This window comes from Streptomyces sp. NPDC005931 (assembly GCF_042871235.1).
In the GTDB taxonomy this organism is placed as follows: domain Bacteria; phylum Actinomycetota; class Actinomycetes; order Streptomycetales; family Streptomycetaceae; genus Streptomyces.
Window position 1 is genome coordinate 51277 of the sequence record NZ_JBIAIG010000011.1, and the last position, 14581, is coordinate 65857.

At 72.9% G+C, this 14581-nt stretch carries 15 protein-coding genes; 5 read left to right on the forward strand and 10 right to left on the reverse strand.

Annotated features, from left to right (window positions below):
• The first annotated feature begins 139 nt into the window (after positions 1–139).
• Positions 140–1507: a S1 family peptidase gene (locus ACFYOV_RS23990; protein WP_389090474.1), complete on the forward strand. Its 1368-nt coding sequence runs from the start codon at positions 140–142 to the stop codon at positions 1505–1507.
• Between the two features lie 222 nt (positions 1508–1729).
• Here ACFYOV_RS23990 and ACFYOV_RS23995 read toward each other — a convergent pair whose 3' ends face one another.
• The 6 genes from ACFYOV_RS23995 to ACFYOV_RS24020 all read right to left on the reverse strand — a co-directional run bounded on the left by ACFYOV_RS23995 (position 1730) and on the right by ACFYOV_RS24020 (position 6683).
• Entirely contained in the window at positions 1730–1915 is a 186-nt protein-coding gene (locus tag ACFYOV_RS23995; RefSeq protein WP_389090475.1) for a hypothetical protein, read from the reverse strand.
• A 120-nt stretch (positions 1916–2035) separates the two neighbouring features.
• A complete protein-coding gene (locus ACFYOV_RS24000; RefSeq protein WP_389090477.1) occupies positions 2036–2731 on the reverse strand; it encodes a L,D-transpeptidase family protein in 696 nt (231 codons plus the stop codon).
• Between the two features lie 280 nt (positions 2732–3011).
• Positions 3012–3821 (reverse strand): SDR family NAD(P)-dependent oxidoreductase, encoded by an 810-nt coding sequence (locus ACFYOV_RS24005; RefSeq protein WP_389090478.1) that lies wholly within the window; start codon positions 3819–3821, stop codon positions 3012–3014.
• Between the two features lie 73 nt (positions 3822–3894).
• Complete coding sequence (locus ACFYOV_RS24010) at positions 3895–4830, reverse strand: SDR family oxidoreductase (protein WP_389090479.1); 936 nt, start codon at positions 4828–4830, stop codon at positions 3895–3897.
• Between the two features lie 138 nt (positions 4831–4968).
• Entirely contained in the window at positions 4969–5598 is a 630-nt protein-coding gene (locus tag ACFYOV_RS24015; RefSeq protein ID WP_389090480.1) for an MBL fold metallo-hydrolase, read from the reverse strand.
• Complete coding sequence (locus tag ACFYOV_RS24020; protein ID WP_389090482.1) at positions 5598–6683, reverse strand: S-(hydroxymethyl)mycothiol dehydrogenase; 1086 nt, start codon at positions 6681–6683, stop codon at positions 5598–5600. The genes ACFYOV_RS24015 and ACFYOV_RS24020 overlap by 1 nt, the downstream gene beginning before the upstream one ends.
• A 133-nt stretch (positions 6684–6816) precedes the next feature.
• Between ACFYOV_RS24020 and ACFYOV_RS24025 the strand changes: the two genes are divergently transcribed.
• The 4 genes from ACFYOV_RS24025 to ACFYOV_RS24040 all read left to right on the forward strand — a co-directional run bounded on the left by ACFYOV_RS24025 (position 6817) and on the right by ACFYOV_RS24040 (position 11913).
• Entirely contained in the window at positions 6817–8571 is a 1755-nt protein-coding gene (locus ACFYOV_RS24025; RefSeq protein ID WP_389090483.1) for an ABC transporter ATP-binding protein, read from the forward strand.
• A 123-nt stretch (positions 8572–8694) separates the two neighbouring features.
• Complete coding sequence (locus ACFYOV_RS24030) at positions 8695–9063, forward strand: nuclear transport factor 2 family protein (protein ID WP_389090485.1); 369 nt, start codon at positions 8695–8697, stop codon at positions 9061–9063.
• Between the two features lie 295 nt (positions 9064–9358).
• Positions 9359–10618, forward strand: a complete 1260-nt coding sequence (locus ACFYOV_RS24035; RefSeq protein ID WP_389090486.1) for a YncE family protein — start codon at positions 9359–9361, stop codon at positions 10616–10618.
• Between the two features lie 185 nt (positions 10619–10803).
• The gene (locus ACFYOV_RS24040) at positions 10804–11913 is read left to right on the forward strand and encodes an XdhC family protein (RefSeq protein WP_389090487.1); all 1110 of its coding nucleotides are present in this window, start codon (positions 10804–10806) and stop codon (positions 11911–11913) included.
• 222 nt (positions 11914–12135) lie between these two features.
• Here the strand turns inward: ACFYOV_RS24040 and ACFYOV_RS24045 are convergent, their stop codons facing one another.
• The 4 genes from ACFYOV_RS24045 to ACFYOV_RS24060 all read right to left on the reverse strand — a co-directional run bounded on the left by ACFYOV_RS24045 (position 12136) and on the right by ACFYOV_RS24060 (position 14461).
• On the reverse strand, positions 12136–12639 hold the full coding sequence (locus tag ACFYOV_RS24045) for a metallophosphoesterase family protein (RefSeq protein ID WP_389090488.1): 504 nt from the start codon (positions 12637–12639) through the stop codon (positions 12136–12138).
• Positions 12640–12671: 32 nt separating this feature from the next.
• Entirely contained in the window at positions 12672–12848 is a 177-nt protein-coding gene (locus tag ACFYOV_RS24050; protein ID WP_389090490.1) for a hypothetical protein, read from the reverse strand.
• A gap of 156 nt (positions 12849–13004) precedes the next feature.
• Positions 13005–13424 (reverse strand): CBS domain-containing protein, encoded by a 420-nt coding sequence (locus ACFYOV_RS24055; protein WP_389090491.1) that lies wholly within the window; start codon positions 13422–13424, stop codon positions 13005–13007.
• A 65-nt stretch (positions 13425–13489) separates the two neighbouring features.
• Positions 13490–14461 carry a LysR family transcriptional regulator gene (locus ACFYOV_RS24060; RefSeq protein ID WP_389090493.1) on the reverse strand — a complete coding sequence of 324 codons (972 nt, stop codon included), beginning with the start codon at positions 14459–14461 and terminating at the stop codon, positions 13490–13492.
• Positions 14462–14581: the final 120 nt, after the last annotated feature.

Genomic DNA, 14581 nt, shown 5'->3' on the forward strand with positions numbered 1-14581 from the left:
GTGTCCGGACGGGCGGGCGTGACGGTCTCCCGCGCCGGATGAACACACGGGCTCCCGGGCCCGTATGGACTGAGGGCGCTCGACTCAGGGGAGGGCCCCGCGGTGTTCGCGCCGCGTTGGTCTGGTTCGGGAGCCATGCATGAGGCACGCACGACGACGGGTCGTCCGGCGAGTGACGCGGCTGGCGGCGGTCGGCGGACTGCTCCTGGGGGGAGCGATGGTCACCACCGCCGTGGCGAGCGAGCTCCCCGCACCCGGTGCCGTTCCGTTCGCGGACGTCGCGCAGTCCCCCGGCCCCGGTGCGGATCTGGTGTCCCGGCTGGGCACCTCGCGTACGGCGGGCAGTTGGATCGGCACCGACGGGCGCACGGTCGTCGCGGTCACCGACCGGGAGGCGGCGGACGAGGTCCGGCGGGCCGGAGCCGAGCCGAGGATGGTGCGCCACAGCATGCAGGACCTCACGTCGGCGACCGAGACGCTGCGTTCGGCGCCGCGCGTACCCGGCACGGCGTGGGTCATGGACTACCGCCACAACCGGGTGGTGGTGCGCGGCGACCGCACGGTGTCCTCGGGCGACTGGTCCGAACTGACCGAAGTGGCCGAGGAAATCGGCGGCTTCGTCCGCATGGAGCGAACCGAGGGCACCTTCAGCACCCGGATCAACGGCGCGCAGCCCATCCTGTCGACCGCGGGGCGCTGTTCGGCCGGGTTCAACGTCACCGACGGCAAGCGGGAGTTCATCCTCACCGCCGGGCACTGCGGTCCGGACGGGTCGGTGTGGTTCGCCGACGACCGGGGCCGGCAGGAGGTCGGCACGACGGTCGGCGGCAGCTTCCCGGGAGACGACTACTCCCTGATCGAGTACACCGACGGCCGGGCCGGGGAGGGCGCCGGCGTGGTGGCGGTGGGCGACGGCAAGGGCGTGCGGATCACCGGTGTGGGCGAGGCCGCCGTCGGGCAGCGGGTGTTCCGCAGCGGCAGCACCAGCGGACTGCGCGACGGGGAGGTGACCGCGCTGAACGCGACGGTGAACTACCCCGAGGGCACGGTCAGTGGCCTCATCGAGACCAACGTGTGCGCCGAACCCGGCGACAGCGGCGGTCCGATGTTCTCCGAGGGCATCGCGCTCGGTGTGACGTCGGGCGGCAGCGGTGACTGCCGGGTGGGCGGGACCACGTACTTCCAGCCGGTGACGAAGGCGCTGTCCGCGCTCGGTGTACGGCTGATCGTGGCACCGGGGGCGGACGGCACCGCCGCGCCCTCGCCCGCGCCGTCGGGCCCGGAGGCCGGGGCGGTTCCGGGCTCGGCCTCACCGGGCTCGTCGGCCCCGACGTCCGGCATCCCGAGCGGGTCGACGCTGCTCTCCCGCCTGGCCGACCCGCGCAACGTCGGCCCCGGCCTGCTGGTCATCGCGGGCAGCCTGGTGGCGCTGGTGGCCACCCGCTGGATCCGCACGGAACAGGACCGCAAGGCGTACCGCCGGCACTATTCGGCGACCTGGGGCTGAGCGTGCCGCCCCGCCGGGCATCGCCGATCGGTTGGACGCCGTGTTCCTTCGGCGGCCTTCGGACAGTGAGAGGATCACCCCGCCGAGCGGTTCGCGCCGGCGGGCGCAGGTCGCCGAGGTCGGTTCGAGAAGGGCACCCGTCGGTTCACGGGTGCCCGGGGATCAGGGATGCGGTTGCCGAGGTCCGGGCTGCGGTACCGCCGGGTCGGGGCTACGAGGCGCTCAGGCCGCGTTCGCCGGCTGCGGAAGGGCCGAGGCCCACTCCAGGACGAGCCGCTGGTACTCCTCGCGCTGCTCGACGCTCAGTGTCCCGCCCGACCGGAGCCACAGGGCCCGGATCTCCTCGTTGACCTCGGCAGCCGATCGCTCGGCGGAGGGTTCAACATTGGTGGACATACCGTGAAGCATACGGCCCCGGAGGTGAAGGCGATGTGAGTATTCGCGCGCGAAACGGACATATCGGACCGTGTCGCTGATCACGTCCATCTGTCAAGGAACGTGGGGGAGTTCACATCCGGGGTCTTTCCGTCAGGTGCCCGGCTTGCGCCCGTACACGTAGACGTCGTCGCCCTTCTTCAGGAGCGACCAGTACTTCTTGGCGTCCGTCTTCGTCATGTTGACGCAGCCGTGCGAACCGGGTGGGTTCCACATGCTGACGCCGACCGAGTGGAAGGCCTGGCCGCCGTCGAAGAACTGGCTGTAGGGCATCGGCACGTCGTAGATCGTCGAGACGTGGTCGATGTTGCGCCAGTAGATCTTCTTCAGCCCGGTGCGGGTCTCGTACCCGTCACGCCCGGTACGGACCGGTACCGGCCCGTAGACGAGCTTCTTGCCGTCCTGGACCCAGCTGAGCTGCAGAGTCAGGTTCACACAGGCGATGCGGCCCTTGTTGACCGGGCACTTGCCCGCCTTGTTCGGGTTGCTTCCCACGGCCTTCTGCTTGTTCATCAGGTCCATGACGCCCCAGGTCACGGGGCCGGCGTACCCGATGTTCGGCGTGATGCCGTGCTTGTTCTGGAAGGCCTGGATGGCCTTGCAGTCGGCGGAGGACTGCTTGCCGTCGACCGGGCGGCCGAGGAACTTCTCCACCTGCTTCTGGTACGGGCCCGTCTTGGTGGTGCAGCTCGCGGCCTGCGCCGGCGTCGCGCCGAGGGCGAGCGTGAGCGGGGCCACCAGTGCGGTGATCCCGAGGGCGACGGCGCCCCGTCTGCGTGTGTCCCCCATGGTCCGTCATGCCTTTCCCGCGGAAACGACCGCATGGATTGCGATCTCTGCCAGCTAGACGGCCGGCCGGCGCGGTCGGTTGTACGTGCCGGACGGACCGGGACCGAACGGTGACATTCGGTCGCGGCGAGGGCGACCGGGAACGAGCGATCCGCGGGCACGGCGGATCGGGAGCGGGCGACCGGGAACGAGCGATCCGCGGGCACGGCGGATCGGGAGCGGGCGACCGGGAACGAGCGATCCGCGGGCACGGCGGATCGGGGGCGGGCACCGGGCCGCGCTAGCTGCGCGGTGCTTCCCCGGGGTCGCGCAGCGCCTGGCGGAAACCGGTGTTCACGGCGGTGATGCCGCCGTCGACCACCAGCGTGGTGCCGGTGATCCAGGACGCATCGGGCGAGGCGAGGAAGGCCACGGCGGCCGCGATGTCCTCCGGTTCGCCGACGCGGCCCAGCGGGTAGAGGCGGCCGGCCCTCTCCAATGCGTCGTCGCGGCCCGCCCAGGCGCGGGTGCGGACCGTCCCCGGAACCACCAGGTTGACACGGACACCACGGGGCCCGGCGTGGCCGGCGAGGGTGCGGGTCAGGGAGATCAGGCCTGCCTTGGCGGCGCTGTAGCCGTGGTTGCCGAAGTCCTGGAGGCCGTTGACGGAGCCGATGCCGACGATGGCGCCGCGGCCGGACGCGGCCAGGTGCGGAAGGGCTGCGCGGCTGCACCGGTGGGCGCCGGTGAGGGTGACGTCGAGGTCGCGCGCCCATGCCTCGTCCGACTGCTGCTCGAAGCGGTCGGCGTCGGGCGTGCAGTGGGCGGCGTTGTTGACCAGGACGTCGAGCGTGCCGAAGGCGTCCACCGCGTGCGCGACGGCCGCCTCGACCGAGGCGCGGTCTCCCACGTCGCAGGTGTACGCCTCCGCCGTGAGCCCGTCGTCGCGCAGGGCGGACGCGGTCGCCCGCGCGGCGTCCGCGTCCACGTCGGCCACGAGCACCCGGGCCCCCTCCCGCGCGAACCGCCGGGCGGTGGCGGCACCGATGCCGCGTGCCGCGCCCGTGATGAGAACCCCGTACGCGTCGAACCGCCCCGTGTCCGTCGTCATGGGGTGACGGTACTGCCAGGACGATCACCGCGGCAGAGGGCGGACGGTGGCGGGAGGGTCGCGCGGCGCCGGGTCAGCGGTAGCCGGTCACGTCCGCCGGCCTGCCCGCGTCCTGTACCTCGACCAGGTAGCGCCAGGCGTCCGGGCGGCTGCCGTCCAGGTCGGTGAAGCCGTACTCCTGGGCCAGGCCGCCGCTGGAGAGCGACCGGCCGTTGTACCGCGCCACGTCCGGATCGGCGGCGAGGGCCGCGACGGCGCGGCCGACGTAGCGCGGGGTCTCGGAGATGGCGAAGTGCGGGACGCGCTCCAGGGCGTCGCGCCAGTTGTCCTCGCGCACCCCGAACTGTTCAAGCATCATCTCCGAGCGGAGCCAGCCCGGCGTGAGCGCGAGTGCGGTCGCTCCCCGCGGGGCGAGTTCGTGGGCGAGGGCGAATGCCATGCGCTGCACGGACGACTTGACGAGGTCGTAGAAGAGGTTCACGCGGTAGGTGTCACGGTTGTAGTCGGCGGTGCCGTCCGTCATCTCGACGACGAGCCCGCCGGGGTGGCGCAGCAGCAGAGGCAGGGCGTGATGACTGGTGATCACATGCGTCTCGACGCCGAGCCGGAGCAGCCGCAGCCCCTTGTCCAGGTCGTGCTCCCAGACGGGTGTGTCCCACTCGAAGAGCGTCTCGCCGCCCCAGATGTCGTTGACCAGGACGTCCAGGCGGCCCTGCTCGGCGTCGATGCGCTCGACCAGCGCCGCGACCTGAGCGGGGTCGAGGTGGTCGGTGGGGACGGCGACGCCCCGGCCGCCGGCCGCGGTGACCAGGTCGGCGGTGTCCTCGATGGTCTCGGGGCGGTCGTACTCGGAGCGCCGGGCGCGGGTGGTACGGCCGGTGACGTACACGGTCGCGCCCGCCGCCCCGAGTTCCACCGCGATGCCCCGCCCCGCTCCCCGGGTCGCCCCGGCGACCAGGGCGATCCTGCCCTGCAGCGTCCCGGCGTTCCCCGCGTCCGACTCCGGCATGTCCGGCCTCCTGTCACCAGTGATCCTCCGTCCCCACGAGCGTGACGGGTAAGCCGGACATCTCCTGTCACCTTTTACGGGAGCCGCGGGAGCGTGTCGCGCCGCGGTCCCGGTCCGCGGTGTCGGTTCCGCGGGGTGTCAGTGCCCGCGGGCGATCCACTCCTCGAGGTGCGGTGCCTCCGCGCCGATGGTGGTCGCCTCGCCGTGGCCGGTGAGGACCTCGGTTCCGGGCGGGAGGGTGAGCAGCCGCTCCCGGATCGAGTCGATGATCGTCGGGAAGTGGGAGTACGAGCGGCCGGTGGCCCCCGGCCCGCCCCGGAAGAGCGTGTCGCCGCTGAAGAGGGTGGCGAGACCCGGGGCGTAAAGGCACACCGCGCCCGGTGCGTGCCCGGGCGTGTGCAGCACCGTGAGGTCGGCGCCGGCCGCCTCGAGCACCTGGCCGTCGACCAGCCATGCGTCGGGGTCGCGGTCCGGGTGCGTCTGCCGCCACAGCGGCAGGTCGTCGCGGTGCAGCCGGATGGTGGCGCCGGTGCGCTCGGCGAGGGCGGGCGCGGCGTCGATGTGGTCGTTGTGGGCGTGGGTGCAGACGATCGCCGTGAGGCGGCGGTCGCCGACCGCCTCGGCGATGGCGTCGGCGTCGTGGGCGGCGTCGATGACGACGGCCTCGTGGTCGTCGCCGACGATCCACACGTTGTTGTCGACGTCCCAGGTGCCGCCGTCGAGGGTGAACCGGCCGGAGGTGACGAGGTGTTCGATGCGCGCGGTCATCACAGCACCACCACCGAGCGCAGGACGTCGCCCCGGTGCATCCGCTCGAACGCCTCCTCCACCTCGTCGAGCCGGATCGTCTCGGTGACGAACGCGCCGAGGTCCAGGCGGCCTTGGAGATGCAGGTCGATCAGCATCGGGAAGTCCCGGGAGGGCAGGCAGTCGCCGTACCAGGAGGACTTCAGGGAGCCGCCGCGGCCGAACACGTCGAGCAGCGGGAGGTCCAGCCTCATCTCGGGCGTGGGCACGCCGACGAGGACCACTGTGCCGGCCAGATCACGCGCGTAGAACGCCTGCTCGTAGGTCTCGGGGCGGCCGACGGCCTCGATGACCACGTCGGCGCCGAAGCCGCCGGTGAGTTCGCGGATCGCCTCGACGGGATCCGTCCGCCGCGCGTTGACGGTGTGCGTGGCACCCATGGAGCGGGCGGTCTCCAGCTTGCGGTCGTCGATGTCGACGGCGATGATCCTCGCCGCCCCGGCCAGTCGCGATCCGGCGACGGCCGCGTCCCCGACGCCGCCGCAGCCGATGACCGCGACGCAGTCGCCCCGGCCGACGTTCCCGGTGTTGATCGCGGCGCCGATGCCGGCCATCACCCCGCAGCCCAGCAGACCGGCGACCTGCGGGGAGACGGCGGGGTCGACCTTGGTGCACTGTCCGGCGGCGACGAGCGTCTTCTCCGCGAAGGCGCCGATGCCCAGGGCCGGGGAGAGTTCGGTGCCGTCGCTCAGGGTCATCCGCTGCGTCGCGTTGTGGGTGTCGAAGCAGTACCAGGGGCGCCCGCGCAGGCAGGCCCGGCACTTCCCGCACACCGCACGCCAGTTGAGGATCACGAAGTCACCGGGCACGACGTCGGTGACCCCGTCGCCCACCGACTCCACCACACCGGCGGCCTCGTGGCCGAGCAGGAAGGGGAACTCGTCGTTGATGCCGCCCTGCTTGTAGTGCAGGTCGGTGTGGCAGACGCCGCAGGCCTGGACACGCACGACCGCCTCGCCCGGTCCCGGGTCGGGCACGACGACCGTCTCGATCCGTACCGGCTGATCCTTGCCCGGTGCGATCACCCCGCGTACTTCCTGCGCCATGCCGCTGACTCCTTCGTCGACCGGTGTACGTCCCTTCGACCCTACGCGCGACCCAGGGGTAACGACGCCGAGCGCCTCGCGGGCCCGCCCGCGCGACGTAGCCTGAACACCCGTCCGACGCCGAAGGAGTGAAGTGAGCATCGCAGCGCAGGAAACCGCCCCGCCCGCCCGGCGGCTGCTCCTCGGGTACGTACGACCGCACCGGTGGGCCCTGCTGGGCGGCGCGGCGCTCTCGCTGCTGACGGGCGCTACGGGCCTGATGCTGCCGCTGGTGGCCCGGGACCTGATCGACGACCTGGCGGCCGACCGTGCCATCACCGGGGCGCTGCTGCTCATGTCGGCGCTCGTCGTGGCCAACGCGGCGCTGGGCGCGCTGGGTTCGTACGTACTGCGGCGCACCGCCGAGTCGGTCGTGCTCGGGGCGCGGCGGGCGCTGTCGTCGTATCTGCTGCGGCTGCGGATCGGTGCGGTGGACCGCACCGAGCCCGGTGATCTGATGGCCCGCGTCACCTCCGACACCACGCTGCTGCGCGAGGTCACCACCGACTCGCTGGTCGGTCTCGGCACGGGCGGTCTCACGCTCGTCGCGACGGTGGTGCTGATGGGCTTCGTCGACCCGGTGCTGCTGGGGGTCACGCTGGCCGTGATCGTGGCCGCGGGGACGGTGCTCGGTGTGATCGTGCCGCGCATCAACCGGGCCAGCCGCCAGGCCCAGGACGCGGTCGGCGTGATGGGCGCCTCGCTGGAGCGAGTCCTCGGCGCGCTGCGCACGGTGAAGGCGTCCGGTGCCGAACCCCGTGAGGAGCGGACGCTGCACGAGGCCGCTCAGGAGTCGTGGCGGCAGGCCGTGCGCGCCGCCAAGTGGTCGGCGGCGGCGGGCAACACGGCCGGTCTTGCGATGCAGGTCGCGTTCATCACGGTGCTCGCGGTGGGCGGCGCCCGGGTGGCGACCGGCGCGATCGACATCGGCACGCTGGTGGCCTTCCTGCTGTTCGTCTTCTACCTCATGGCGCCGATCCAGCAGGTCGTCGGCGCGATCACCCAGTACCAGACGGGCAGCGCCGCCCTGGCCCGTATCCAGGAGGCGATGCGGCTGCCCGCGGAACCGGCCGCGGGTCCCGCCGCCTTGCCCTCCCCCGGCACCGCGCCCGCCGCCCTCGCCTTCGAGGACGTCCGCTTCCGGTACGCCGACGATCTGCCCCCCGTGCACCACGGGGTGACGTTCACCGTGCCCGCCCAGGGCATGACCGCGTTCGTCGGCCCGTCCGGCGCGGGCAAGACCACCGTCTTCTCGCTCATCGAGCGGTTCTACGACCCCGACTCGGGGCTGATCACGCTCGACGGCCGGGACCTGGCCGACTGGGACGTGCCGCACCTGCGGTCCTCGATCGGGTACGTGGAGCAGGACGCTCCGGTGCTGTCGGGCTCGCTGCGGGACAACCTGCTGCTGGGCAACCCCGAGGCGGACGACGAGGCCGTGGCGCGGGTGCTGAAGACGACCCGGCTCGACGGGCTGGTCGCCCGCCTGCCGAACGGGCTCGACACCCTCGTCGGCCACCGCGGCACCAAGCTGTCCGGCGGGGAGCGCCAGCGCGTCGCCATCGCCCGCGCCCTGCTGCGCCGTCCCCGGCTGCTGCTGCTCGACGAGGCCACCTCGCAGCTCGACGCGGTGAACGAGGCGGCGCTGCGCGACACGGTCGCCGACGTGGCGCGTACGACGACGGTACTGGTCGTCGCGCACCGGCTGTCCACGGTGACCGCGGCCGACCGGATCGTGGTGATGGACGCGGGCCGGGTCCGCGCCGTCGGCACCCATCGCGAGCTGGTGACCGGGGATCCGCTGTACGCGGAGCTGGCGGCGACGCAGTTCCTGGCGACGGGCGGGTGAGCGGACGGGCGGGCGCCGGGCGGGCTGCGCTTGCCGGGCCCTCCGGGCGGGAGGAGTCTCGTAGGAGAGGCCCCTCGCGACCCGCCGCCGGCCGGGCCGCGGCCCCCGTTGGAGGAGGTCAGCATGGCAACCACGGCAGAATCGCGCTTCGACACCGACACCCTGCGCCGGGGCATCGAGGCGCAGACGTCGGCGCATCTGGTGTCCCTCTACGCGGACGACGCCGAACTGCGCATCGTGGACCGCAACACCCAGCCCAGCCACCCCAAGGTCCTGCACGGCCGGGAGGAGATCGCCACCGTGCTCGACGACGTCTACAGCCGCGACATGACGCACAAGCTGGAGCAGTGCGTCGTCCAGGGCGACCACGCCGCGTACTGCGAGAGCTGCGAGTATCCGGACGGGGTGCGGGTTCTCTCGGAGTCGATGATCACGTTGCGGGACGGCAAGATCAGCGAGCAGGTGATGATCCAGGCCTGGGACGAGGAGTAGGCAGGTCGTCCATGGCTCGCCGGGCGCGGTGACGGAGACGGGCCGGTGACCGGGGCGCTGCGCCCGGCCACCGGCCCTTCCTCATGCGCCGGCCTCTTCCTCGTTCGTCGGCCCTCCTCGTCGTCCTCCGTGCTCGCCCGCCCTCCGCCGCTCGCTCGGCCCAACTTTGTCGTGTCCCTGGTCTTGTCGTGAGGGGCAGCCTTCCTTACTTTTCAGTAAGTTGATGGCGAAAGCACTTCCGCTCCCTTGGCATGCGCACGTCACACATGTCCGCCCCTCACAGAAGGGAGCCGCCATGCCGGTCCCCGGACCCAGGCATCTGTGCTCCATTGCCGCCGCCCTCGTCCTCACCGCCGCCGCCCCCGCGACCACCGCGACCGCGGTGGGATCCACCCCGGATGCCTCCGCAGCCGGTCTGCGCGAGGTGCTGTTCGTGGGCAACAACTGGGACGGCACCGCCGACGTCCTCGAGTCCGGAGGCGACTTCGCGAGGATCGGCCGCATCGACGTCGTGCCCGACAAGGAGGAGCGACTGGCCGAGATCAACCGCGACCCGGTGCACTGGATCCACTTCATGGCCATCCGCGAGAGCGTCGGCGAGGGCCACGACCAGTTCGTGGACGACATGTACTCCACCCCGGACGGCCGCTCGGTGGTCGTCTCCCGGCCGAGTCTCGCCGACGTGGTTTCGCTCGACCTCGCCACGGGGCGCGTCGACTGGCGCTTCCGCGTGTCGGGTTACCGCTCCGACCACATGGCCGTCTCCCCCGACGGCAGGCGCGTCGCCGTCTCGGCCTCCACCTCCGGCACCGTGCACGTGCTGGACATCGAGACGGGCCGGCAGCTCGGTTCGTTCGCGACGGGCGACAAGCCGCACGAGAACGTCTTCAGCGCCGACGGCAGACACATCTGGAACATGTCCATCGGTGAGGTGAACACCGCGCTCGACGCCACCTGGCTGGACTGGACGAAGGGCGACCGCCGCATCACGGTCGTCGACGCCACCACCTTCCAGCAGGTGAAGGTGATCGACATGCGCGACCGGCTCGACGCCGCCGGGCTGCGGAACCACTCGGACGCGGTCCGGCCGGCCGCCTTCTCCCCGGACGAGTCCAAGCTGTACTTCCAGGTGTTCAACGGCCTCTTCGAATACGACCTCGCCACCGACCGCATCACCCGCACCAAGACCCTGCCGAAGAACCCGGCCACCAGCGACGACCGGACCACCTGGGTCAACGACTCCCGCCACCACGGCCTCACCGTGAAGCCCGACGGCACCGCGCTCTGCGTCGCCGGCACCATGGACGACTACGCGACCGTCGTCGACCGGGCCACGCTCCGGGAGGGCCCGCTCGTCCCCGTGTCCAAGCCCTACTGGGCGACCGTCAGCGGCGACGGCCGGTCCTGCGTGGTCTCCGAGAGCGGCGCCGACCGGGTCACCGCCATCGACTTCGCGAGCGGCCGGAAGACCGCGTCCGTGCCCGTCGGGGACCATCCGCAGCGGGTCCGGCTGGGCCGGGTGGAGGCCGGCTGGACGGGACCGTCGGGCGGTTGAGCGCGGACGGGCGGTCGGCCCCGTGCGGGGAGCCGACGCCCGCCCCCGCGTCGGCCGGGAGTGCCCGGGGACGGCGTCCCCGGGTGCGCCGGGACGGCGAGAACGCCCGGCCGAAGCCCACCGCGCGGCCGTGCCCGACCGTCCCGCGGGTACCCGGCTTCAGGTGCCGGCGGGAGGAGAGGACCGTGCGCGAGATCTTTCCGGTGCTCGGACGCTGGTACGCGGCCCGGGAGCCGTTCGGTCTGGCGACCGTCGTCGAGATCGGCGGCAGCGCGCCGCGCGACCCGGGAGCGGCGATGGCCGTCGGCCCGGGCGACGAGGTGGTGGGCAGCGTCTCCGGGGGCTGTGTCGAGGGCGCGGTGTTCGAGCTGGCGCGGGAGGTGGTGGCCGACGGCCGGCCCCGCCTCGAGACCTTCGGCCACAGCGACGAGGACGCCTTCGCGGTCGGTCTGACCTGCGGCGGGCGCCTCACCGTGCTGGTCCGCGCGGTCACGCCCGGCACCGACCCGGCCTTCGCCGCCGTCGCGGAGTCGGTCGCCGCGGGCGATCCGGTGGCCGTGGCCACGGTGGCCGACGGCCCCGCACCGCGCGGCGCCGTGCTCGCCGTGTGGCCGGACCGGGTCTCGGGCACCCTGGGCACGAGCGGCCTGGACGCGGCCGTGACCGCCGACGCGCGCGGCGAACTCGCCCTGGGCGGCACCGGCCTGCGCCACTACGGACCCCGGGGGCAGCGCCGCGAGGACGTGGTGAGCGTCTTCCTCCAGTCCTTCGCGCCACCGCCGCGGATGCTGGTCTTCGGCGCGATCGACTACGCGGCGGCGGTGGCCCGCATGGGGCTCTTCCTCGGCTACCGGGTCACCGTCTGCGACGCCCGCCCGGCCTTCGCCACGCCCGGGCGGTTCCCGGAGGCGGTCGAGGTGGTCGTCGAGTGGCCGCACCGGTACCTGCGCGGGACGGACACCGACGGGCGCACGGTGATCTGCGTGCTCACCCACGACCCGAAGTTCGACGTCCCGTTGCTCGAGGAGGCGCTGCGTCGGCCGGCCGCGTACATCGGTGCGATGGGCAGCCGGCGCACCCACACCGAGCGGACCGAGCGGCTGGTCGCGGCCGGCCTCACCGCGCGCGAACTGGGCCGGCTGCGCTCCCCCGTGGGACTCGACCTCGGGGCCCGCACGCCCGAGGAGGTGGCCGTGTCCGTCGCCGCCGAGATCGTCGCCCTGCGCTGGGGCGGCTCCGGCGCGCCGCTCTCCGCGACCCACGGCGCGGTCCACCCGTCGCGGGCCGGTGCCTGAGCCGGCCCCTCGGGCCCCAGCCGCCCCGCCGTCCCCTCCGCTCCCGGACCGGGACACATCGGACGGAAACATTCGAGTTCCGGGTGTGTGAAGCCCGCGAGGATGGGTAGTCCGTCCGACAGCAACACCTCCGATCGTGGGAAGGAGGTCCGTGAGAGCGCATCTACTCGCAGCGTCCGGGCCGCTTCCACCGACGAAGCGGCCCCGACCGTCGAGCGGGTGTCACCGGCGCACCGGCAGCCGGTGCAGCTCCACCTCCTCCAGGCGGCCCTCGGTGACCGCGGCGGTCATGTAGGTGCAGTGCGGCTGACGGCGGCGGTCCGTCGGCGAACCCGGATTGAGCAGACGGAGTCCCGTGCCGGCGGTGGTGTCCCACGGGATGTGGCTGTGCCCGAACACCAGCACGTCCAGGTCGGGGAAGCGCGCGGCGCACCTGTCCTCACGTCCCCGCGCCGGCCCCGTCTCGTGGATCACTCCGAAGCGCAGGCCGTCGAGGTCGGCGTACGCGATCTCCGGGAGCCGGGCGCGCAGTTCGGGCCCGTCGTTGTTGCCGTACACGGCGACGAGCCTGCTGCTGGTGCTCTCCAGCAGGTCGAGGGTCGCCGTGTCCACCCAGTCACCCGCGTGGAAGACGACGTCGGCGTGCGGGAGTTCCTCCAGCAGCGGCACGGGAAGCCGCTTGGCCCGCCTCGGCAGGTGGGTGTCGGACATCAGCAGCAGGCGCACGACATTGCCTCGTCGGCGGGGATCCGGCCCCGCTAGTCCTCGCCCCTGACGATGTTCTCCTCCGCGCCCGCGTCGGCGGTGCCGGAGGGATCGCGGATCACGGCGGGCAGACACGTCCGCAGCGGGTCCTTCCCGCGCAGGCGCCGGGCCCTGGCCCAGCCGGTCTCCGGCCGCTTCAGGGCGGGCTTTTCACTGATCTCCGAAGTCACGACGCATCATCTTCCTTCTTCTGCCACCACCCTCCGGGTCCCCCTGGCACCACCGGCCAAACCTGCACCAGAAGCACCCTCAATGCCCTGCCGAACAAGGGGAGTTGAGGAATCAGTCGCGCGATTCACCGGTCGCGCGGGCCACCGGCACCGCGGTCACTTGTTGGGCCGGGCGACACTGATGTCGCCCAACGCGGAGTCCGGATCGCGTTCCAGGGCAGCGTCGCCCAACGAGACGACGCCCACGGCGTGTCCGCCCTCGACGACCGGGACGCGCCGCACGGCGTGCTCCCGCATGAGCCGCACCGCCCGGTCGAGGTCGTCGTCCGGTCCGACCGTCACCAGGTCCTCGCTGCATGCCCCGGCCACGGTGGTGTCCTCCGGGTCGCCGCCCTGCGCGACCGCGCGGACCACCAGGTCCCGGTCGGTGACCAGCCCGCGCAGCCGGTCGCCGTCCGTCACCAGGACGGCTCCGAGGTCGCGGTCGCGCATGATGCGGGCGACCTCGGCGACGGAGGTCTGCGGCCCCACACTCACCGGCGCGGAGGTCATGATGTCGCGTACGTGCTGTGCCATGACGTGCCCCTCTCGTGTGCGGACCGTCGGGTACCCGGCGGGCGCACGCGTCACCACGCGTACGGTCACCAGGTGCGGGCCGCCTCCAGGAGGCGGTCGCGGACCAGGGCGACGTGGGGGTTGTCCGAGGCGCCGGGACGCTGCACGAGGTAACCGGTGTTGATCGGCGCGTCCTCGGGCTCGTCCAGCACGACCAGCGCGCCGGAGGCCACTTCACCCGCGCACAGGTAGCGCGGCAGCACGCTGAACCCGGCGCCGGCCACCACCATCGCCAGCACGGCCCGCAGGTCCGGAACGGACACGGCGGCCCGGCAGTTCAGCCGCCGGCCGAAGACGTGCCGCCAGTAGCGGCGGACGATCGGCAGGTCCTCCGCGTAGGTGATCAGCGGGACCTCGTGCAGCACGCCGGGACCCTCCACGGCCAGCCGCGGCCCGATCCGGGCGGCAGGACCGGGGGCGGCCACGAGGACGAACTCTTCGTCGGTCAGCGGCACGGCGGACAGGGTGCGGCCGCGCGGGCGGCTCGTGGAGATCACCAGGTCGTGCCGGCCGGCGCGCAGCTCGTCAAGCAGCGGATCGGTGAGCCCGAGGGTGACGCGCAGCCGCACTCCGCCGGTCACCAACGGGGCCAGGGCGGGCAGCGCGCGGGTGGAGAGCAGCTCGGCGGGGCCGGCCAGATGGACCGGGTCGGGGCGGGTGCGGGCGGGTGAGCCGCGCCCGGTGACCTCGGCGAGGGCGTCGAGCGGAGCGGCGATCCGCGCGGCCAGTTCGTCGGCCACGGCGGTGGGCCTGACCCCGCGTGGCAGTCGTTCGAACAGCTCGCGCCCGGTGTGTCTCTCCAGCGAGCGGATCTGGAGGGTGACGGTGGGCTGCGACAGGCCCAGGAGCTGCGCGGCGGCGGTGAAGGAGCCGGAGCGGTGGACGGCGAGGAAGGTGCGCAGCAGGTTGAGGTCGGCGGACGCCGGATGGACGGGGGCCGCCGCCGCGGACACGGCGGTGTCCGGGCCGGTCGAACCCTCGGGGTCGCTGTGCCTCACGTCCACGAGGCTACGGCAGGCGCCCGTGCGCGCACCCCTCTCCACCCATGAGGATTCCTATGACAGGCATTGACCCGTGCATTGGAATCCCGGGGGTCGGGGACCCTACCGTCGAGGCAT

Coding starts and splice junctions, on each gene's coding strand:
- ACFYOV_RS23990 (WP_389090474.1), top strand. CDS start 140: ATGAGGCACGCACGACGACGGGTCGTCCGGCGAGTGACGCGGCTGGCG.
- ACFYOV_RS23995 (WP_389090475.1), bottom strand. CDS start 1,915: ATGCTTCACGGTATGTCCACCAATGTTGAACCCTCCGCCGAGCGATCG.
- ACFYOV_RS24000 (WP_389090477.1), bottom strand. CDS start 2,731: ATGGGGGACACACGCAGACGGGGCGCCGTCGCCCTCGGGATCACCGCA.
- ACFYOV_RS24005 (WP_389090478.1), bottom strand. CDS start 3,821: ATGACGACGGACACGGGGCGGTTCGACGCGTACGGGGTTCTCATCACG.
- ACFYOV_RS24010 (WP_389090479.1), bottom strand. CDS start 4,830: ATGCCGGAGTCGGACGCGGGGAACGCCGGGACGCTGCAGGGCAGGATC.
- ACFYOV_RS24015 (WP_389090480.1), bottom strand. CDS start 5,598: ATGACCGCGCGCATCGAACACCTCGTCACCTCCGGCCGGTTCACCCTC.
- ACFYOV_RS24020 (WP_389090482.1), bottom strand. CDS start 6,683: ATGGCGCAGGAAGTACGCGGGGTGATCGCACCGGGCAAGGATCAGCCG.
- ACFYOV_RS24030 (WP_389090485.1), top strand. CDS start 8,695: ATGGCAACCACGGCAGAATCGCGCTTCGACACCGACACCCTGCGCCGG.
- ACFYOV_RS24035 (WP_389090486.1), top strand. CDS start 9,359: ATGCCGGTCCCCGGACCCAGGCATCTGTGCTCCATTGCCGCCGCCCTC.
- ACFYOV_RS24055 (WP_389090491.1), bottom strand. CDS start 13,424: ATGGCACAGCACGTACGCGACATCATGACCTCCGCGCCGGTGAGTGTG.